Annotated in this window: 23 protein-coding genes; 17 read left to right on the top strand and 6 right to left on the bottom strand. The window is 69.1% G+C overall.

Going from position 1 to position 18,465, the window contains the following annotated elements; all coding sequences use genetic code 11:
* Positions 1–10 precede the first annotated feature (10 nt).
* The 4 genes from ACFQQC_RS08310 to ACFQQC_RS08295 all read right to left on the bottom strand — a co-directional run bounded on the left by ACFQQC_RS08310 (position 11) and on the right by ACFQQC_RS08295 (position 3,393).
* Positions 11–916: a cobalamin biosynthesis protein CbiG gene (locus tag ACFQQC_RS08310; RefSeq protein ID WP_376861519.1), complete on the bottom strand. Its 906-nt coding sequence runs from the start codon at positions 914–916 to the stop codon at positions 11–13.
* Between the two features lie 80 nt (positions 917–996).
* The gene (locus ACFQQC_RS08305; RefSeq protein ID WP_376862100.1) at positions 997–1,503 is read right to left on the bottom strand and encodes a hypothetical protein; all 507 of its coding nucleotides are present in this window, start codon (positions 1,501–1,503) and stop codon (positions 997–999) included.
* A gap of 12 nt (positions 1,504–1,515) precedes the next feature.
* The gene (gene xth / locus ACFQQC_RS08300; RefSeq protein WP_376861517.1) at positions 1,516–2,313 is read right to left on the bottom strand and encodes an exodeoxyribonuclease III; all 798 of its coding nucleotides are present in this window, start codon (positions 2,311–2,313) and stop codon (positions 1,516–1,518) included.
* 102 nt (positions 2,314–2,415) lie between these two features.
* A complete protein-coding gene (locus ACFQQC_RS08295) occupies positions 2,416–3,393 on the bottom strand; it encodes a hypothetical protein (RefSeq protein WP_376861515.1) in 978 nt (325 codons plus the stop codon).
* Positions 3,394–3,529: 136 nt separating this feature from the next.
* Here ACFQQC_RS08295 and ACFQQC_RS08290 point away from each other — a divergent pair, with 136 nt between their 5' ends.
* From ACFQQC_RS08290 to ACFQQC_RS08265, 6 genes are read left to right on the top strand one after another with little or no spacing between them, the layout of a single operon-like run.
* Positions 3,530–4,621, top strand: a complete 1,092-nt coding sequence (locus ACFQQC_RS08290; protein WP_376861513.1) for an MBL fold metallo-hydrolase — start codon at positions 3,530–3,532, stop codon at positions 4,619–4,621.
* Complete coding sequence (locus ACFQQC_RS08285; protein ID WP_376861511.1) at positions 4,618–5,391, top strand: enoyl-CoA hydratase; 774 nt, start codon at positions 4,618–4,620, stop codon at positions 5,389–5,391. The genes ACFQQC_RS08290 and ACFQQC_RS08285 overlap by 4 nt, the downstream gene beginning before the upstream one ends.
* Before the next feature lie 34 nt (positions 5,392–5,425).
* The gene (locus ACFQQC_RS08280; protein ID WP_376861509.1) at positions 5,426–5,899 is read left to right on the top strand and encodes a GNAT family N-acetyltransferase; all 474 of its coding nucleotides are present in this window, start codon (positions 5,426–5,428) and stop codon (positions 5,897–5,899) included.
* Positions 5,900–5,940: 41 nt separating this feature from the next.
* Entirely contained in the window at positions 5,941–6,492 is a 552-nt protein-coding gene (locus ACFQQC_RS08275; RefSeq protein ID WP_376861507.1) for a DUF1285 domain-containing protein, read from the top strand.
* Positions 6,489–7,151 carry a CoA pyrophosphatase gene (locus tag ACFQQC_RS08270; RefSeq protein WP_376861505.1) on the top strand — a complete coding sequence of 221 codons (663 nt, stop codon included), beginning with the start codon at positions 6,489–6,491 and terminating at the stop codon, positions 7,149–7,151. The genes ACFQQC_RS08275 and ACFQQC_RS08270 overlap by 4 nt, the downstream gene beginning before the upstream one ends.
* Positions 7,148–8,359: a CCA tRNA nucleotidyltransferase gene (locus ACFQQC_RS08265; protein ID WP_376861503.1), complete on the top strand. Its 1,212-nt coding sequence runs from the start codon at positions 7,148–7,150 to the stop codon at positions 8,357–8,359. The genes ACFQQC_RS08270 and ACFQQC_RS08265 overlap by 4 nt, the downstream gene beginning before the upstream one ends.
* On the opposite strand, the gene ACFQQC_RS08260 is transcribed toward ACFQQC_RS08265, so the two are convergent.
* A complete protein-coding gene (locus ACFQQC_RS08260; protein ID WP_376861501.1) occupies positions 8,340–9,332 on the bottom strand; it encodes an endonuclease/exonuclease/phosphatase family protein in 993 nt (330 codons plus the stop codon). The genes ACFQQC_RS08265 and ACFQQC_RS08260 overlap by 20 nt on opposite strands.
* 33 nt (positions 9,333–9,365) lie before the next feature.
* On the opposite strand from ACFQQC_RS08260, the gene ACFQQC_RS08255 reads away from it, so the two are divergent.
* The 8 genes from ACFQQC_RS08255 (at position 9,366) to ACFQQC_RS08220 (ending at position 14,265) form a co-directional block, all read left to right on the top strand.
* Positions 9,366–9,845 (top strand): DUF4112 domain-containing protein, encoded by a 480-nt coding sequence (locus tag ACFQQC_RS08255; RefSeq protein WP_376861499.1) that lies wholly within the window; start codon positions 9,366–9,368, stop codon positions 9,843–9,845.
* Positions 9,846–9,997: 152 nt separating this feature from the next.
* Complete coding sequence (locus tag ACFQQC_RS08250) at positions 9,998–11,263, top strand: DUF2793 domain-containing protein (RefSeq protein ID WP_376861497.1); 1,266 nt, start codon at positions 9,998–10,000, stop codon at positions 11,261–11,263.
* Positions 11,264–11,266: 3 nt separating this feature from the next.
* Complete coding sequence (locus ACFQQC_RS08245) at positions 11,267–11,455, top strand: hypothetical protein (protein WP_376861495.1); 189 nt, start codon at positions 11,267–11,269, stop codon at positions 11,453–11,455.
* Positions 11,456–11,473: 18 nt separating this feature from the next.
* Positions 11,474–11,629, top strand: a complete 156-nt coding sequence (locus tag ACFQQC_RS08240) for a hypothetical protein (RefSeq protein WP_376861493.1) — start codon at positions 11,474–11,476, stop codon at positions 11,627–11,629.
* Complete coding sequence (locus tag ACFQQC_RS08235) at positions 11,626–11,865, top strand: hypothetical protein (RefSeq protein WP_376861491.1); 240 nt, start codon at positions 11,626–11,628, stop codon at positions 11,863–11,865. Before ACFQQC_RS08240 ends, ACFQQC_RS08235 begins: the two co-directional genes overlap by 4 nt.
* Before the next feature lie 232 nt (positions 11,866–12,097).
* Positions 12,098–12,925, top strand: coding sequence for a flagellin (locus tag ACFQQC_RS08230; protein WP_376861489.1), 828 nt, complete (start codon positions 12,098–12,100; stop codon positions 12,923–12,925).
* Positions 12,926–13,017: 92 nt separating this feature from the next.
* Positions 13,018–13,302, top strand: a complete 285-nt coding sequence (locus ACFQQC_RS08225) for a hypothetical protein (RefSeq protein ID WP_376861487.1) — start codon at positions 13,018–13,020, stop codon at positions 13,300–13,302.
* A 129-nt stretch (positions 13,303–13,431) separates the two neighbouring features.
* Positions 13,432–14,265 carry a flagellin gene (locus ACFQQC_RS08220; protein ID WP_376861485.1) on the top strand — a complete coding sequence of 278 codons (834 nt, stop codon included), beginning with the start codon at positions 13,432–13,434 and terminating at the stop codon, positions 14,263–14,265.
* Between the two features lie 2 nt (positions 14,266–14,267).
* Here the strand turns inward: ACFQQC_RS08220 and ACFQQC_RS08215 are convergent, their stop codons facing one another.
* Positions 14,268–14,393 (bottom strand): hypothetical protein, encoded by a 126-nt coding sequence (locus tag ACFQQC_RS08215; protein WP_376861483.1) that lies wholly within the window; start codon positions 14,391–14,393, stop codon positions 14,268–14,270.
* 146 nt (positions 14,394–14,539) lie between these two features.
* On the opposite strand from ACFQQC_RS08215, the gene ACFQQC_RS08210 reads away from it, so the two are divergent.
* The 3 genes from ACFQQC_RS08210 to ACFQQC_RS08200 all read left to right on the top strand — a co-directional run bounded on the left by ACFQQC_RS08210 (position 14,540) and on the right by ACFQQC_RS08200 (position 18,415).
* The gene (locus tag ACFQQC_RS08210; RefSeq protein WP_376861481.1) at positions 14,540–17,260 is read left to right on the top strand and encodes a transcriptional regulator; all 2,721 of its coding nucleotides are present in this window, start codon (positions 14,540–14,542) and stop codon (positions 17,258–17,260) included.
* A gap of 76 nt (positions 17,261–17,336) precedes the next feature.
* Positions 17,337–18,014 carry a hypothetical protein gene (locus ACFQQC_RS08205; RefSeq protein ID WP_376861479.1) on the top strand — a complete coding sequence of 226 codons (678 nt, stop codon included), beginning with the start codon at positions 17,337–17,339 and terminating at the stop codon, positions 18,012–18,014.
* Positions 18,014–18,415 carry a hypothetical protein gene (locus ACFQQC_RS08200; RefSeq protein WP_376861478.1) on the top strand — a complete coding sequence of 134 codons (402 nt, stop codon included), beginning with the start codon at positions 18,014–18,016 and terminating at the stop codon, positions 18,413–18,415. Before ACFQQC_RS08205 ends, ACFQQC_RS08200 begins: the two co-directional genes overlap by 1 nt.
* Positions 18,416–18,465 lie beyond the last annotated feature (50 nt).

Below are 18,465 nucleotides of genomic sequence, written 5' to 3'. Positions count from 1 at the left end.
CCGGTGAAGGTCACGCCCCCAGGATCCAGCCTTCTTCCTGCTCGACCTGCTCAACCAGCGCCTCGCTCGCGCCCTTCGGCGGGGCGAAGGCCTTCGCCAGTTCGCCGGCGTCGTCCATCCTGGCCAGGGCCTCGGCGGTGACCCGCACCTGGGCCTGATCCTTGTATTCGCCGGCTTCAGGCTTGGCGGCGAACATCGACGGCCACACCTCGACCACCACGGCCGACAAGGGCTCCACGTCCGAGGCGTCCAGCGCGCGCCAGCCGGTGCCGAAGGGCCAGACGGCGCCCGACGGGCCGAGGCTTTCCAGCAGGCGGCGCACCATCGGGATGCCGGTCAGGGTCTGGCCGCCGACCGCGCCGGCGCCGTGCATCTGCCAGACCGACTTGGGCTGCAGCTTGCCCTTGCGGGCCGCGTCCTCGGTGGCGCGGAACTCGGGGATGTCGGCACCCGCGCCTGCGGGCGGCTTGGTCGTGGTCAGCCAGCGCTGGGCCTGCTTGGCCGGGGCGCCCCAGAAGGGCCAGGCCTCGTCGGTCATCAGCCGGTTCATCTTGGCCGCGACCTGATAGCGGTTGTTGGTGTTGTCGGCCTTGTCCACGACGTTGGCCGCGATGAATTTCCACATCGCCGACCACGGGGTTCCGTCCAGCTTCAGGCGCGCGGCCGTGCCGACCGGATAGCCGAAGTTGAAGTCCAGCCCGACCAGCACCCGGTCGCCCCGCTTGCGGTGTTCCGAGATCAGCTTGGTCAGCAGGGCCTCGCCCTCGGCGCGCGTCGCGACGTTGTGGGTCTCGGTGTACAGGCGGAAACGGACGTCACGCTTGGCCACCCCGATCCAGACGGACTGGTCGCCGAGCTTCTTGGTCTCGGCGGCGGTCCAGTCGGCAATGATGACGGCGTCGAACAGGCGGGCCACGCTGGGCTCCTTCAGGCTTACTCAAGACAGGTTGCGGGGCTTCTAGCGCTCCCCTGACGCGGGAGGAACCCCGGACGCGATCAACCTTTGAGCAGCGCTTCCAGATGCGACAGCCAGCGACGGCCCAGCCGCAGGGCCTCGCCGGGAGAGCCTGTCTGGACGGGCTGGGCGGCGTCCCACAGGGCCAGTTCAAACTCGGGATGGCGGGCGTCCGCGAACATCAGCCGCAGCACCACCTGTTCGGCGTCAGGGGCCAGGATGTCCAGCGACTTGCGGGTCTCGCCCCGACGCACGCGGGCGACCACATGGCCGTCGACGATGATCTCGCCGCCCTCGATCTCCTCGAAGGCGTAGACGAGGCCGGAGCCGCCGCGGTTCCAGAGCACGGCCACCTGGCCGCCGTCGAAGTCCAGCCCGGCGGCGCGACCCTCGGCGGGCGACAGGGCTTCGGCCTCGGGCGCGACGCCCAGCGACTTGAGCAGGGTCCGGCGCATCCGGCGCACGGGCTCCATCCACCAGACCAGCAGAAGCGCTCCGGTGGTCAGCGCCGCCGCGGCCAGCGCCACCAGCAGGATGACCCGGAACACCTCGCCCAAGGATCAGTCCTCCAGCTCGACGACCACGGGAACGTGGTCGGACGGCTTGTCCATGTCGCGGGCGTCCCGGTGGGTCTCGACGCCCCGGAACCGGTCCGCCGCCTGTGGCGACAGCAGGTGGAAGTCAATGCGGATGCCGTGGTCCCTCTGCCAGGCGCCCGCCTGATAGTCCCAGAAGGTGTAGGTTCCGGGCGGCTGCTTGCCCAGTTCGCCCGCCTCGCTCAGGCCGAGGTAGCGCAGGGCGCGGAAGGCGGCGCGGCTCTCGGGCTGGAACAGGGCGTCATTGACCCAGGCCTTGGGATCCTTGGCGTCGTCCGGCGTCGGGATGACGTTGTAGTCGCCGCACAGGGTGAAGGCTTCCTCCTGCGCCAGCAGGGTGCGGGCGTGGGCCTCCAGCCGCTCCATCCAACCCAGCTTGTAGGCAAACTTGGGGCTCTCCACCGGATTGCCGTTGGGCAGGTACAGGCAGCCGACCCGCACCGGGCGCGGCGCCTCGATCAGCGCCTCGATGTAACGGGAGTGGACGCCCTCGGCCTCGACGCCGGACTGGTCCTCGCCCGGCAGGCCGCGCATCACGTCGGACATCGGGTATTTCGAAAGCAGGGCGACGCCGTTGTAGGTCTTCTGCCCGTGAACCTCGACGTTGTAGCCGAGGCTCTCGAAGGCCTCGCGCGGGAACTTCTCGTCCACGCACTTGATCTCCTGGAAGCCGACGACATCCGGCTGGGCCGCTTCCAGCCACGCCAGCACGGTGGGCAGGCGGGCGTTGACCGAGTTCACATTCCAGGTGGCGATACGCATGGGGCGGGAAGCTAAGGCGTGTCGCCGGGTGAGGGAAGCGCCAACGAAAAACGCCCCGGAGTCTCCTCCGGGGCGTCTGTCTGGATCAGCGTCTGACGGGTGTCAGGCGCGACCGCCGGTGGCCGGGGCGGCGGCCGGAGCCGGAGCCGGGACCGGCGTCAGGGTGCAGCCGCCGCCGATCGGCTGGGCCGTGGCGCAGGGATAGATCTGCTGGGTCACGCCCTCGGTGCTGACGCGGGCGATATAGCCCTCGCCGTCGGTGGCGCATTTCACTTCGTAGAAGCGGCCGTTGGCGTTGTGGCCCATCAGCTTGGACTGGGTGACGGTGCAGCCCGCGGCGTCGGTGCCGGCCAGCTTGGCCTGGATGGTGGCGTTCTGTTCAGCCGGGGTGGTGAAGCGGCAGACGCCGCGGGCCGACATGACCTCGAAGCAGTCACGGGCGGTCCAGCCGTTCGCGCCGCGCTCGACCCAGTAGCCGTCCGCGCCGTCGCAGCCGACTTCATAGACCATGTTTGCGCCGTTCTTGCCGCTGGCCACGGCCTGGTCGATCGTGCAGGTCACGCCGGCTTCACGGGCCCAGCCGCCGATGACGGCGAGGCTGTTGTTGTTGGCGGGCAGGCTGCATTGCAGGCCGGTGTCGGCGGTCGGATCGCGCTCACGGCTGATGGCGGCGGTGCCGGCCAGTTCGAAGCAATCGATCGCGGTCGGCGGGGTCGCGCCGATCAGGATGTAGCCCGGGCCGGTGGCGCAGGCGACTTCATACACGGTGCCGGTCGGGACGATGCCGGGGCTGACGGCTTCGGTGACCTGACAGGAGGTAATCCCGGCGGTGCCGAGCACGCCTTCGGCCGCGGCCTTGATGGCTTCAGGGCTCTGTCGGGGCGCCGGACGCTCGCTGCCGCGGCGGCGGCTGCGCGACGAGCTGCCTTCCGTTTGCGGCGGGTTGTTGCCGTGGAGGCCTTGCGACTGGGGCGCGGCGGGGGCGGTTGCGGTCGCCGTCGCGGCCGCTGCAGGCTCGGCCATCAGGGCGAGCCCCATCAGGGCCGTGGCGAGAAGGCCAAAAGTCTTGCGTTTCGTCACAAGAGAACTCCGTCAGGGAAAAAGCGTCCCGCAACCCATGACCACCCCGTCGAACGGGGTCAAGGCGCATAACGGTCAGGCTGGACGCGGCGGGGATGTCCGGCGTATCACTCCTCCGTTGCGATTGGAGACGGACTTGGCGGACGGAGTGATCCCGGCAGAGACGGAGGCGAGGCCCCCCGCGCGTGGCCTGACCTATCCGTTCGCGGGGCCGCCTGCCTCCGGTGAAGCCGTCGCGGTGACGCCGGACATTCTGTGGATGCGCGTCGCCATGCCGATGCAACTGGACCACATCAACGTCTATGCGGTGCGCGATGGCGACGGCTGGGCGGTGGTCGATTGCGGTCTGGCCATTCCCGCCACCAGGGAAGAGTGGGAGTTGCTGCTGGCCGGGCCGATGCAGGGGCTGCCGGTCACGCAGGTCATCTGCACCCACATGCACCCGGATCACATCGGACTGGCGGGCTGGTTGTGCGAGCGCTTCGAGGCGCCTCTGCTGATGACCCGGCTGGAATATGTCATGGCCCGGATGCTGCTGGCCGACACCGGCAAGGAGGCGCCTGAAAGTGGTGCGCTCTTCTATCGGGCGGCGGGCTGGGACGAAGCGCAGATCGGCCGCTATCGCAAGGAGTTCGGCCGGTTCGGACTGGCCGTGTCGCCGATGCCGGCCGCCTATCAGCGCATTCGGGAGGGCGATCGCCTGACCATCGGCGGCCGGGACTGGACGATCGTGGTGGGCGAGGGACACAGCCCTGAGCATGCCTGCCTGTGGCGGCAGGACGACGGGATCGTGCTGGGCGGCGACCAGATCCTGCCGCGCATCTCGTCCAACGTCTCGGTCTGGCCGACGGAGGCGGACGCTGATCCGCTCGGCGACTGGCTGACCTCGCTGGAGCGGATGAAGTCGGTCTTCCCGGACGATGTGCTGATCCTGCCCTCGCACGGGGACGTGTTCCGGGGCGTGCAGCCGCGGCTCGACGCCCTGATCCGCGGGCACCAGGTCGCCCTGAAGCGACTGGAGCGCAGCCTGCGCGAGCCGAAGCGGGCGGTGGACGTGTTCCCGGCCCTGTTCGCCCGCCCGGTCGGAGACAGCGTGCGCGGCATGGCCACGGGCGAGGCCATCGCGCATCTGAACTACATGCGCCTTCAGGGGACGGCTGTTCGCGAACGCGATGCGGACGGCGTCGACTGGTGGCGCTCAACAACAAATGGGGAGGCGGCGGCATGACCGACCACATCAAGACTGAACTGGCCGGCGGCGTCCTGACCGTGACGCTGGCGCGGGCGGACAAGAAGAACGCGATCACCCAGGCCATGTATGCGGCCCTGGCCGAAGCGACCCAGCGGGCGCGGACCGACGACGCCGTGCGCGTGCTGGTCTTCAAGGGCGAGGGCGACAGCTTCTCGGCGGGCAATGATATCGGCGACTTCATCGCCATTGGCTCGCAGGCGGGGAGCCCGTCCGACATGGCGGTCTTCCGGTTCCTCAAGGCGCTGGCGGATCTGGACAAGCCGGCGGTGGCGGCGGTGCGGGGGCGGGCCGTGGGCATCGGCCTGACCCTGCTGCTTCACTGCGACATGGTGGTGGTGGCGGAGGACGCCCTGCTGTCGGCGCCCTTCATCAATCTGGCCCTGGCCCCGGAGGCCGCGTCCTCCCTGCTGCTGCCGCAGGTGCTGGGCCACCAGCGGGCCTTCGAGATCTTCGCGCTCGGCGAGCCCATCGACGGGAAGACCGCCCTGGCCTGGGGCCTGGCCAACCGCGCGGTTCCGGCCGATCAGGTCGAGGCTCTGGCGGACGAACTGGCGGGCAAGCTGGCGGGGCGGGCGCCCAACTCGATCCGCAAAACCAAGCGTCTGATGCGGGACGCGGAGCGCATCTGGGAGCTGATGCAGCGCGAGGGCGAAGCCTTCGGCAGCCAGATGAAGAGCCCCGAGGCGATGGAGGCCTTCATGGCCTTCACCCAGAAGCGCGCGCCGGATTTCTCGAAAGTCGGTTGATTCCCGGCTGCGCGGGCCTTAGGTGCGCGCGCTCATGACCGAAGCCGCCTTCCAGACCTCCGTGCGCATTGACGCCGAAACCCCCGCCGACGCTGCGTCGGTGGAGGCGCTGGTCATGGCCGCCTTCGGCCCGGGCCGCTACGCCAAGACGGCCGAGCGCATTCGCGAGCAGGCGGCCATCACCGCCGGCTTTGTGGCGCGCGAGAACGGCCGGGTGATCGGCGCCGTCCGTCTGTGGTCGATCACCGTGGGCGACCGTGCGGCCCTGTTTCTGGGGCCCATCACCGTCTCGGCGGACAGCCGCAAGGGCGGGCTGGGCGCGGATCTGGTTCAGGCCTGCATCGACCATGCGGGCGAGACCGGCATCCTGCTGATCGGCGACGCGCCCTACTTCAGCCGTTTCGGCTTCCGGCCCGCGCCGGAGGCCCGGTTGCTGGGTCCGGTGGATCAGCGCCGGGTGCTGTGGCTGGGCGAGGGCGACCCTGCCGGGATCGTCCGCCCCGCCTGAGCGGGTTTGCAGGTCGGGGCGAACACCCTAAGTCTGGCTTCATGGCCAACGCCGACAAGACAACAGGATTGGCCGCCATGGCCGAGGCCGCGAAACAGGCGCCCGGGCGCGGCCTGCCGCCGGTGCATCTGTGGCATCCGGCGCATTGCGGCGACATCGACATCGTGATCCGCCGTGACGGCGTCTGGATGCACGAGGGCTCGCCCATCGGTCGGCCGGAGCTGGTGCGCCTGTTCTCGACCATCCTGCGCAAGGACGCGGACGGCCATGTGCTGGTCACGCCCGGCGAGAAGCTTTCGATCACCGTCGAGGATCTGCCGTTCCGCGCCGTCGCGGTCGAGCGACGCGGCGAGGCGCTGGTCTTCACCACGGATGTGGGAGACGAGACGACGGCCGGGCCGGAGTGTCCCCTGATCGTCGAGACCGACCCGGAAACCGGCGAGCCCTCGCCGCGCGTGAGGGTGCGCGCCGACCTGTGGGCGCGGATCGCCCGACCGGTCTTCTATGAGCTGGTCGAGATGGCCGAGCAGGAGAGCGGGCGGCTGGTCGTCCGGTCGAGCGGCGAGACCTTCGTGCTGGGCGAGGTCGGATGAGCCTGACGACCCTGCGTGACCGCTTGCTGGAAAAGCTGACGCCGCCCTCCGACTGGTCGGCGGACGCCAGGCCCGCGCGCTCCGACTTCGATCTGAACCCCGGCGCCCGGTCGTCCGGCAAGGCGTTGCGTCCGGCGGCGGTGCTGATCCCGGTCATCGCCGGGCCGGAGGGGGCGACCGTGCTGATGACCCGCCGATCTGACAGCCTGGCCAGCCATACCGGACAGATCGCCTTCCCCGGTGGACGGCTCGATCCGGGCGAGACGGCGGTGGACGCCGCGCTGCGCGAAGCCTTCGAGGAGGTCGCGCTGGATCCGGCGCTGGTCGAGGTGCTGGGGATCTGCGACCCGTATGAGACCGGGACCGGCTTTCTGGTGACGCCGGTGGTCGGCTGGTTGCGCGAGACGCCGTCGACCACGCCCTCGCCGGCGGAGGTGGCCGAGGTGTTCGAGGTGCCGTGGGACTTCGTGATGGACCCGGTGAACCATCGCCGGGATTCGTATCAGCTGGAGGGCCAGCCGGAGCGCTGGTTCTGGGCCATGCCCTATCAGGAGCGCTACATCTGGGGGGCGACGGCGGGGATCCTGCGGAACCTCTGCGCCCGGTTGTATGGCGACGAGGCCGACCGGGCGGCCGCCGCCGGGGAGGACGCGGCGTGACGGATCTGGCTGGTCAGGCGTGGCTGACGACTTCGGCCACGCGCGCGGTGATCGCGGCGCTGGAGGCGGCGGGCGGCCCGGGCTGCGCGCGCTTCGTCGGCGGCTGCGTGCGCAACGCCCTGATGGGGCGCGAGATCGACGACATCGACATCGCGACCACCTTGAAACCCGAGCAAACCGAGAAAGCCATCCGCGCGGCGGGGCTGAAGGCCGTGCCGACCGGCATCGCCCACGGCACGGTCACGGCGGTGGCGGAGCGTCAGCCATTCGAAATCACCACCCTGCGTCGCGATGTGACCACGGACGGGCGTAACGCCACCGTCGCCTTCACCGATGACTGGGCCGAGGACGCCGCGCGCCGCGACTTCCGCCTGAACGCGCTCTACGCCGACGGCGAGGGGCGGGTGTTCGATCCGACCGGCGAGGGCGTGGCGGACGCGGCAGCTGGCCGGATCATCTTTGTCGGCGACCCGCGCACCCGCATCCAGGAAGACTACCTGCGCATCCTGCGCTTCTTCCGCTTCTTCGCCTGGTATGGCCGGGGCCAGCCGGATGCGGCGGGGCTGGAGGCCTGCCGGGAGCTGGCGTCGGGCATGACGCGACTTTCCGCCGAGCGGGTGTCGAAGGAGCTGATGAAGCTTCTGGCCGCGCAGGATCCGCGTCCGGCGATGGCGGCGATGGCCGGCACGGGCGTGCTGGCGCAGGTGCTGCCGGAAGCCGGCGGGCTTGAGCTGTTCGATGCGGTCATCGGGCTGAGCGATGATCCGGTCGTGCGGCTGATGACGCTGTTTCAGGTGGATGCCGACGCCATGCGCGGCGCGGCGGAACGATTGCGGTTCCCCAATTCCGCGCGGGACCGGCTGGTCGCGTCAGCCCTGGCTGCGCCCGATGTCTCGCTGGACATGACGCCGGCGCAGGCCCGGGCGGCGGTCTATCGACACCGCAGCCGGGCGGTCGAGGATGCGCTGCTCAGGCTGTGGGCCGCCGCGCCGGATCGCGACGCGTCGGCCCTGCTGGCCCTCGCACGGGACTGGACGCCCCCGCGTCTGCCGGTCGGCGGCAAGGACGTCGCCCGGCTGGGCGTCGCGCCGGGGCCGCAGACCGGACGTCTGCTCAAGGCGTTTGAAGACAGCTGGGTCGCCGACGACTTCCCGGGCGACGGCCACGCCGAACGCCTGTCGGCGCTGGTCAGTCCGCCGCGCGGGTGAACTCGGTGATGACCGGATAGTGGTCTGACCCGTTCCGGAGGCCCAGCTTGCGGCTGGTGAAGGTCAGGTCGTACGAGCGCCAGACCTGATCGATGGTGATGCCCAGCGGCGCCGGCAGATCCGTGGGCCAGGTGCCCGGGAAGCCGCCGGCGGGGGTCATGTCCAGGTCCTGCTTCATCTGGCGGCCGATGCGGCCGTTGGAGACGCTGTTGAAGTCCCCGGCGATGATGACCGGCCCCTCGAGGGTCCGGCGGATGTCCCCCAGCGCCATGGTCTGACTGATCTGGCCCCATTGATACTGGAAGGGCCAGGGACGGGTCAGGTGGACGCCGACGACGTTCAGGTCGCCCAGCGGAGTCTCGGCCACCGCCGTCACCGAGTGCAGCCCGTTCGGCCGGCTGGCCACCGGTCGCAGCGGCCAACGCGATGCGATGATCGATCGGGACGGCCCTCTGACGCTGTCGGTGCGCATGGAGCCGGCGCGGTGGGGGTAGCCTTCCAGCAGGGCGTCCAGCTGTCCGAGCGGCGCCTGGCCCAGTTCGATCAGGATCAGGATGTCCGCGTCCGCCACCTCGATCGAGCGCCGCATCGCTGCGACATCTTCGTTCAGATAGTAGACGTTGGCCGAGTAGAGCCGGATCACCGGCGCGCCGTCGGCGGGCGCCCTGCCTTCGATGAACCACTGGGGGGCCGCACAGACGAAGACCGAAATGCTGGCCAGGAAGCCGGCCCAGACGGCCTTCTTCAGGCGAAGGACAGCGGCGACGAGCATCGCGGCGACCGTCGCGATGAACAGGGGGGCAGTGAACTGGGCGAAGATGTCGATCCAGCGATGACCGATTTCAGCGCGCAGCAGGGCGGTCAGAATGATGACCCCGGCGAAGGCGGGTATGCTCAGCCAGTCGAGCGCGCGAAGGATGAAGGGCCGCGCTGACGAACGGCCTTGCGCTTTATGATGAACGCCGGTCTCCATGGCGCGTTACGGTCTCGCTTTCGGAGAGTGGGAATGGCCCGACGGACCCTCGGCGATATCGAGAAAATCTGGACCAATGTCGAGAGCGTCAAAAAGCTCTCTGACCGGGTGATCGGCATTGGCCCGTTCGGGGTCGGGATGGATGGCCTGCTGACCTGGATTCCGGTCGTCGGGACGGCCTACACCCTCGGCGCGTCCGGTTGGTTGCTCCTGCAGGCGGTCAGGGCCCGCGCGGCGCCGGGCACCATTGTGAAGATGGTCGGCTATCTGGGGCTGGACAGCGTGACGACCGCCGTGGGGGAGGTGCCCTTCCTCGACTTCGTCCCGAACGTGGTCGATGTCCTGTTCCCGGGGCATCTGATGGCCGCGAAGACGCTTCAGAAGGACATCGAAAGCACCCATTGGGTCGAGGCGCGGGAGCAGGACGCCCGCGCGTCCGGGGAACACGACCAGCATGTCGCCCGGGTGAAGGCGGACCGGAAACTGCGTCGGATCGTCTATCTCCACGACTGAGAAAGCGCGGGAGTTAATGTTGAGCCATCCTATCGGATCGGCCCAACAGATTGAGATTTCTGCAGAACCTCCTCCGACCGTTCGGCTGAGCCCGCCTGAGGTAGCCGGGCGCGCAGACTGATCTCCGACGATCCCTGATCCCGGAGATTTCCATGAGCGACGACCAATCCGCCCGCCTCGGCCTGCCCTATCTGGCGGCGGGGCAACTGCAGAAGCATGTCACCCTGAACGAGGCCCTGACCCGGCTGGACGCTCTCGTCCAGACGACGGTGGTGAGCCGATCGATCGTGGTCGAGCCGGGCGATGCGCCGGAGGGGGCGCTCTACATTCTCCCCGAGGACGCTTCCGGCGAGGCCTGGACCGCCTTCGCGCCCGGCGATCTGGTGCGGGCCGACATCAGCGGCTGGATCCCGGTGGCGGCGCCGCAGGGCGCGCTGGCCTGGATCGACGACGAGGCGGTCTTCGTCGTGAGGGGCGCCGGCGGTTGGTCCTTGCTGGGCGCGCATTTGGGCGCGGTCGGACCGCTGGGTCGGCTCGGCCTGGGCACGGAAGCGAATGCGGAAAATCCGTTCGCGGCGAAACTGAACAAGGCGCTGTGGACCGCCCTGGAAGCCGCCGACGGCGGCGATGGCGATCTGCGGCTGACGCTGAACAAGGAGGCGACGGCGGACGTGCTCTCGATCCTCTTCCAGTCCGGCTATGTCGGCCGCGCGGAACTGGGACTGGTCGGCGGTGATGACCTGACCCTGAAGGTCAGCGCGGACGGCGCGACCTGGCGCACCGCCTTCAGCGTGGATCGGAACAGTGGTCGGGTGTCCTTTGCGGGCGGCGCCGGTCGGCGCGAGACCACGATGGTCGCTGCAACCGCCGCCTGGAGCCCGCCCGCCTGGACGCGAACGGTCGAGGCGGTGGTCGTCGGCGGGGGAGGCGGCGGAGGTGCGGGAGCCTTCGGCGCCAGCGGCGCGCGCTATGGCGGTGGGGGCGGCGGCGGCGGCGTCAGTCGGGCGGTCTGGGCGGCGGACCAGCTTTCGGCGGGATTGACCGCCGTCATCGGAGAGGGCGGCGCCGGCGGCAATGGATCAGCCGGTGGAGGCGGCTCCGGGTCGCTCGTCTATCTCGGTTCGACCATGCTGGTCTGCGCGACCGGCGGCGGGGGCGGAGGGCTGGGCACGGCGTCGACGGGCGCCGGAGGGTCGGCCGGCGCCGGCACGCCGAACTCCAATGCCGGCGGATCGTCCAGCGTCACAGGCCCTGGCGCGACCGGCCGCGCCTTTGATCGTCCGGACGCCCCCGGCGGAGGCGGTGCGGGGGGAGGGCTGGACGCCGGCGGCGTGGCCCGGGCGGGCCTGGTGGTGACGGCGGCGTGCTGGCGGTCAAGGCCGTGGGCGGCGCCGGAGGAACCGCGTCTGGCGGCGTGACCGGTGCGGCTGCGCTGCTGCCGCAGCTGCATTGGGCGGGCGCAGGCGGAGGCGGCGGTGGGGCGGCGGCGACCGGCGCGGGCCATGCCGGGGCGGCTGGCGGTCTTCGTGGCGCAGGCGGTGGAGGCGGCGGCGCAGGCGTCAGTGCGGGCGGCGTCGGCGGCGCGGGCGCGTCCGGCACGATCTGGCTGACGGCGATCGGGTGAGATCATGGCGCTCGAACTGATCCTCGATGATCCCGAGATGCTGGATCCCGAAGACTTGGAGGCGCCTCGCCGCCTGAGCAGGGACGAATTGTACGCCGCCTCTGATCTGGGCTGGCGTCGGGATGGATGGCGGTTCGACGAAATGGAGGACGGCGCATGACGGAGGCGCCGCCTCTCGCCGAAGGTCGGTGGTTGTGGCGAAGGCTCTATGTCTTCGCCGCCACCGGGGCCGCCTGGACCCTGCTGGGCAAGTTGGTCGCCATGGCTCCGGCCGTTGCGGCGCCGGGCCTGGCCGGGCGTCTGATCGATCTGCTGGCGTTGACCCTGGTCCTGTACCTTGTCGCGCCGACGGCCCAGCAACTGCTTGCCGGTCTGCGCGTGCTCAAGGGCCGGTGAAAAGGCCGGCGCCCGGCAAAACCTGCCCGGCGCCCGGTAGATTTTGCCGGGAGGGCGGTCAAAAGTGCCGACAGATCGACGTGCTTAACAGGAACTAACGTAGCAAAAACAATGATCGACGGCGTGGCACGCCGAAACCCGAAGTGGTCCCATCCTTGCTCCGAGGCCCACTGAGCAAAATGCTCCCGGCAGCCAAAATGGCGTCGGACACCTTGAAACAAGGACTATCGTCATGGCGCTGAACAGCGTTAACACGAACATGGGCGCTATGGTCGCCCTGCAAAACCTGTCGGTTACCAACTCGGAACTGGCTACGGTTCAAAGCCGCATCAATACCGGTAAGAAGGTCAACTCCGCCAAGGACAACGGCGCCGTCTGGGCTATCGCCCAGGGGCAACGTGCCGAGATGGGCGCCCTGAATGCCGTCAAGGACAGCCTGAATCGCGGCCAATCGGCCGTCGACGTCGGCATCGCCGCCGGTGAAACGGTGTCGGACCTGCTCACGCAAATGAAGGAAAAGGCGCTCGCCGCCACCGACAAGAGCCTGACCACGGCCGCCCGCAAGGCCCTGAACGAAGACTTCGTCGCTCTGCGCAAGCAGATCGGTTCGACCGTGTCGAACGCCAAGTTCAACGGCGTCGCCGTGATCTCGGGCACCGCCGGCTTCAAGGCCCTGGCCGATTCGGCCGGCTCGACCACCATCGACATCGCCGCTGAAAACATGTCGCTGTCGGGTGCTATCGTCACCCTGACCTCGACCGCCAGCATCAGCACGATGACCAACGCCACCGCCAACCTGGCGAAGGTCAATGCGTCGATCGACAACGTGTCGGCGTCGCTGGCCCGTCTGGGCACCGGCTCGAAGGCCCTCGGCACTCACCTGAACTTCGTGAGCAAGCTGCAGGACACCATCGACTCGGGCGTCGGCAACCTGGTGGACGCCGACCTGGCCAAGGAGTCCGCGCGACTGCAGGCCCTGCAAACCAAGCAACAGCTGGGCGTGCAGGCGCTGTCGATCGCCAACTCCTCGACCTCCATGCTGCTGGGACTGTTCCGCTAAGGAACGATCGGAACGGCGGGAGCTTCGGCTCCCGCCTGACCGCTCCAGTCCCCTTGAAGGGAACCGACGCCTGAAATGCGTCGGCAGGAGACATGCAAAGCAATGCAAAGATAGGTGCAGTAGCCGCTTACGACGTTTCCGGTATTTCGGTCGCCAACGGCGATGACTTCCACGAGAACCGCACCCAGCAGGAGGCTGATCAGGCCGCCCGCTATCGCCTGGTGATCGAGGAAGGTCCGCGAACCGGATCCTTTATCTACAAGACGATGGACCGGGTGACCGGCGAGATCGTGAAGCAGTTCCCCCGCGAGCAGGTCATCGAGCTGATGCGGGACCCGGGCTACAGCGCCGGCGCGGTGATCGACACCCGCGCCTGACTATCCAGACCCCGACCGACCCGCCGCGCAGGAGCGATCCGCGCGGTTAAGATGCGTGGTGAATCGACGTTAACCATGTGTCCACCCTTCCGGCCTTAGCCTTGGCCAAACCTCGAAGGGCTGAGTCGGATGACGAATAGCGTCCACACCAACGTCGCGGCACAAATCGCGCTGCAGAACCTGAGCAACACGAACAGCCGTCTGGCTGACGTGCAGGGCCGTGTTTCCACGGGCCTGAAGATCCAGGGCGCGAAAGACAATGCCGCCATCTGGGCGATCGCCCAGACGCAGCGTGCGGACGTCGGCGCCCTCGGCGCGGTGAAGCAGAGCCTGGACCGTGCGACCTCGATCGCGGATGTGGCGCTCTCCGCCGGTGAATCGGTCTCGGACCTGATGAACCAGCTGAAGGAAAAGGTCACCGCGGCGAAGGACAGCTCGCTGAAGACCCAGTCGCGTCAGTTGCTGAACGCCGACTTCCAGGCCCTGATGAAGGCGATCAAATCGGCCATCGACAACGCCAGCTTCGACGGCGGCAACATCCTGAACGGCTCGCTGACCAACGGCATCAAATTCCTGGCCAACGCCGACGCCTCGGCCTTCGTGACCCTGTCGTCGAAGAACCTGTCGCTGGGCGGCTCGATCATCGAGCTTTCGCTGAGCGACAGCCTGATGACGATGACGGGCGCGACCAACGCCCTGACCAAGCTGGACGATTCGATCACCCAGCTGAACGCCGCTCTCGGTGAGATCGGCGCCCAGGCCAAGCAGATCGAGGCTCACAACACCTTCGTGTCGAAGCTGATCGATACGCTGGAATCGGGCATCGGCAACCTGGTCGACGCCGATCTGGCCAAGGAAAGCGCGCGTCTGCAGGCCCTGCAGGTCCAGCAGCAGCTCGGCGCCCAGTCGCTGTCAATCGCCAACCAGGCGCCGCAGATCATCCTGTCGCTCTTCCAGGGCTGACGTCAGGCGAGACGCCGGTCTCCCGATCGCCCGATCGAAACGGGCGCGGGACGCCGGCGGTGGGCGCCGCGCGGTCCGAAGCCGTACAGGGCGAGAAGCGATACAAGGGTGTTGACGAAGGCACTCATCGGGCACTCCTCCGTATTGGCCGCGCGATCAACGGGCGCGGGCGATCATTGTTCCCCGAGTCGCGTGACTTGTCGCGTCGGCTGTCGCCTCATCCGTTAAGCCCTCGTTACGCCTCAGCTGTCAGACTGGCGCGCAGGAGCCGCCTGTGATCGACAACAGCTATCTTCTGGGCCTGTTCACCGGAACGACGGTCACGCCGTCGAACGCCGCCGCGACGGCGCTTGCCCAGGCAAAGAAGCAGCCGACGCCCCCGTGGTCGACCACCACCAAGCCGCCGGAACAGAGCGCGCTGTTGCGCGCCGCTCTCGGCGGGCGCGACTTCATCAACGAAGGCAACGCCCAGCTGGACGTGAAGGGCGCCTCGGCCGACTACAAGAAGCTGTTCGCCCTCTATCAGGGGCTGGAGAGCATGAACGCCCTGGTCAACCGGGCCGCAACCAAGGGCGTCTCGGCGCTCGAGCTGACCCAGCTCAACAAGCGTTTCGCCGCCGGCATGGCCGAGGTGAGCAAATGGCTCCCGTCCGCCGATCTGGACGCCATCCGGCTGGTGCAGGGCACCTCGGCCACGACCAGCAAGACCACGGCGGCCGTCGCCCGCGATTCCGCGATCTCGGTGACCGGGCCGATCCATGAAGGATCTCCGGACTCGCTGTCTCCCGCCTTCGCCGGCGAGGTGCAGTTCTCGATCTCGGTGAAGAAGTCGGACAACAGCGTGGTCGAGGTCGCTATCGACCTTGATGAGATGGGCACGACCTCCCGGACGCTGACCAATGTGCTGGAGCACATCAACGGCAAGCTGGAAGACGCCGGCCTGGAGACGCGTATCGGCCGGGAGCTGGTCAAGCCGGAGCCCAAGACGATCACGACGGGCGGCAAGACCATCACCCTGCCCGCGGGACCGGATCAATTCGCGCTGGTCGTGCGCGGATCGACCACGGAAAAGGTCAGCTTCGTGCCGGCCCAGTCGGCGGATGCGGTCTACGTCGTTCAGAAGTCCGGCACGGCCGGCGGTCTGCAGATGCTCAAATTCCAGAGCGACACCGGCGGCGCCGCCCCGGCGCCGATCGCAGGGGTGGGTGAGACCCAGTGGGTCGAGGGACGGGCCTCCCAGACGGCCCTGCCGGAGGGTGTGGAAACCGTGCGGGCCAGCGCGACCGGGCCGGACGGCTCGGTCTGGATGGTCGCCGACCTGACCGCCGGTCCGGACAACCAGCCGATCAAGGGCCAGAAGGACGTCGCCCTGATCAAGCTCGACTCGGCGGGGCGGGTGGTGATGACCCAGGCGCTGGGCGCGGCTTCCACCGCCAGCGGTTACGCCATCGCCGTCGATGAGAATGGCCGGGTCGCCGTTGCGGGCTCGGTCACCGGCGCGCTGGACGGCGGCAAGACCGGCGATGTCGCCAATGTGGCTGACAGCTTCGTTTCGGTGTTCGACGCCGACGGGCAGGAGGTCTGGACCCAGCGGCGCGGCGCCCGGGCGGCGGACGAGGCCACCTCGGTCAGCTTCGGACCGGACGGCATGGTCTATGTGGCCGGACGCTCGCAGTCCGCGATGGCCGGCGCGGTCGGTGTCGGCGGCTGGGACGGCTATCTGCAGGCGTTCAGCGAGACGCAGGCGCACAAATACGCCCCCATCGTCGCCACGGCGACCGGCACGGTTCAGTTCGGCACCAGCGGCACTGATGGCGTGGACGCCGTGGCGGTGGACGGAAACAACCTCTACTCCGCCGGGATCGAGGATGGGCGCATCGTGGTGCGCCAGTTCACGCTGGAGGCCGGCGGCAAGCCCGTCCTGGCGGCGACGCGGGATCTGGGCGAGGCCAGCGGCGAGATCAGCGGTCTGGCGATTGTCGATGGCAAGGTCGTGCTCAGCGGAACGACCCGCAACGCCGCGCTGGATGTCGGCACGGTGACCACGGCCCATCACGGCGGCAAGGACGCCTTCATCGCCGTGATCGACGGCAGCCTGACCGCATCGGCGGACGACCGCCTGACCTATGTGGGCGGGGAAGGCGACGACAGCGCCGCCGATATGAAGATCCTGGACGGCAAGGTCTGGCTGACGGGCGTGGCCAACCGGCCGGAGGGCGCCAAGGACACCGACCCGACGCGGGCCTACCTGACCCGCGTGGACGCCACGACCGGCGCCGTGGAATGGCGTCAGGAGTGGGATGGCGACGGGGCCCAGGCCGCGCCGCTGACCTTGGCTGTCGCCTCGGGTGGCGCCAGTGTTCTGGATCGGCTGGGTCTGCCGCAGGGCGAGATCGACCAGAGCCAGTCCAAGACGCTGGTCAACGCGACGTCCTTGCGGGTCGGCGATCGCTTCTATGTCTCGCCTGCCGACGGCGGGCGGTCGGTCGCTGTGACCATCGAGGCGCGCGACACCCTGCAGACCCTGGCCCGGAAGATCGAGCAGGCCTCGAACATGAAGCTGAAGGTCACGGTCTCCTCCGAGTCCGCCAAGGACGGCGAACCGGGCGATCTGGCGACCGCGCTCAAGACCGGGCTGCAACGCCTGTCGATCACGGCGCGGGATGGGGTGAAGGGCGCAGTTCTGACGTCCGGGGAGACGGGGCGCGACGCCCTGGCCGGACTGGGCCTGTCGCAGGGCTATATCGGCAAGACCAGCGGCGATGACGTGACCGCGACCTTCGGTCTGGGGCTGCCGACGAACCTGAATCTGGGCAGCGCCAGCGCCATCGCGACGGCGGGCGAGAAGCTGCAGGCGGCGATGAAGGTGATCCGCGACGCCTATCGCGGCCTGTCCCCGGAAGCGAACAAGCCGGCGGTGACCGGGCAGGCTCCTGCCTATCTGCAGGCCCAGCTGGCCAACTATCAGGCGGCGCTCGCCCGACTGACCGGCTGAGGCGCGCGGCGACGAATCGCGTTGACGCGCCGGGGCCCGCCGGGGTTAGTGGGGGCTTCATCCGCGTGAGCTCCGTATGCCCAAGGACAACCGAATTCTCATCCTGATCGGCGCGGCCGCGGCCGTTCTGATCGCCATCATCATCGGGCTGCTGCTTTCGGGTGGACGTGATGAGGGGCCCGCCGAGCCGCCGCCGGCCGCCCAGGGCGGTCTGACCGTCGCGGTCGCCGACGCGCCCGGGCTGGATTCCACGCGCGAGCTTCGCTGCTACGTCGATGGCCAGTTCGTGGGCATGGCGACCCTGACCGACTGCGCCCGCCGCAACGGTCTGGCGACCGACGCGCTGGACGTCGGCGTTGACGCCACCGGCGCCCTGGTCGCCGCGCCGACCGCCTCGCTGACGCCGCCGCCGGCCTTGCCGCCGGTCGAACTGACGGACAATTCAACGGGCGCGGCGCCGATCGACTCGACCCAGCCGGCCCAGCCTTCCACCCAGCCCGCTTCGACCGGCGGCCAATGCCTGCGCTACACCGGTTCGGACTGGCGCGTGGTGTCGTCGGGCGGGAGCCTGAACCAGTGCGTTCAGGAGCTCTACGCCGGAACCTGCGTGCGTCCGGGCGAAGCCCTGTACGGTCGCTGGGGTGAGACGACCCTGCGTCTGGTGCCCCGCCGGGTCGAGCAATCGCCTGACAACAACCGCTTCCGCACCCTCGCGGATCAGGATCGCAGCTGCCAGTTCCCGGGACTTCGCTGATGACGCGTTCGCTTGTTCTGCTCACCGCCCTTGCAGGCGCAATGACACTCGGCGCCTGCGCCGGCGGGGTCGAGGCGCCGGCCGAGCGCGGCGTCTGTTACGCCATCGAACCGGGCGAGAACGGCGCCGAGCCCAAGTTCAACGTCGTGGCCCGGGACCAGCCCCAGATCGAGTTCTGCGCCGCGCGGCTCGAGGAAATGCGCCTGCGTTTCCTCGGCCTGGGCGGCACCCGTCGCGAGGTGAGCGGCGCCTATCAAGGGCAGTTCATCTTTATCGACCGGGCGGGAGTCTGGTTCGGCAAGAGCCTGGAAGGCCCGCGCTTCATGGCGCTGGCGCGCACCGGTGACGGTCGTCTGGCGGTTCCGGGCGCGATCGAGCAGCCGCCGCCCGTCCCGCAGTAGGAGACCGATCTGTTCCGCGCTCCCGGTCGGTCGGCTCAAGCCGTCTGGAC

The organism is Brevundimonas sp. GCM10030266, assembly GCF_042666595.1.
GTDB lineage: Bacteria > Pseudomonadota > Alphaproteobacteria > Caulobacterales > Caulobacteraceae > Brevundimonas.
This window is presented reverse-complemented; position numbering and strand designations above follow the sequence as displayed.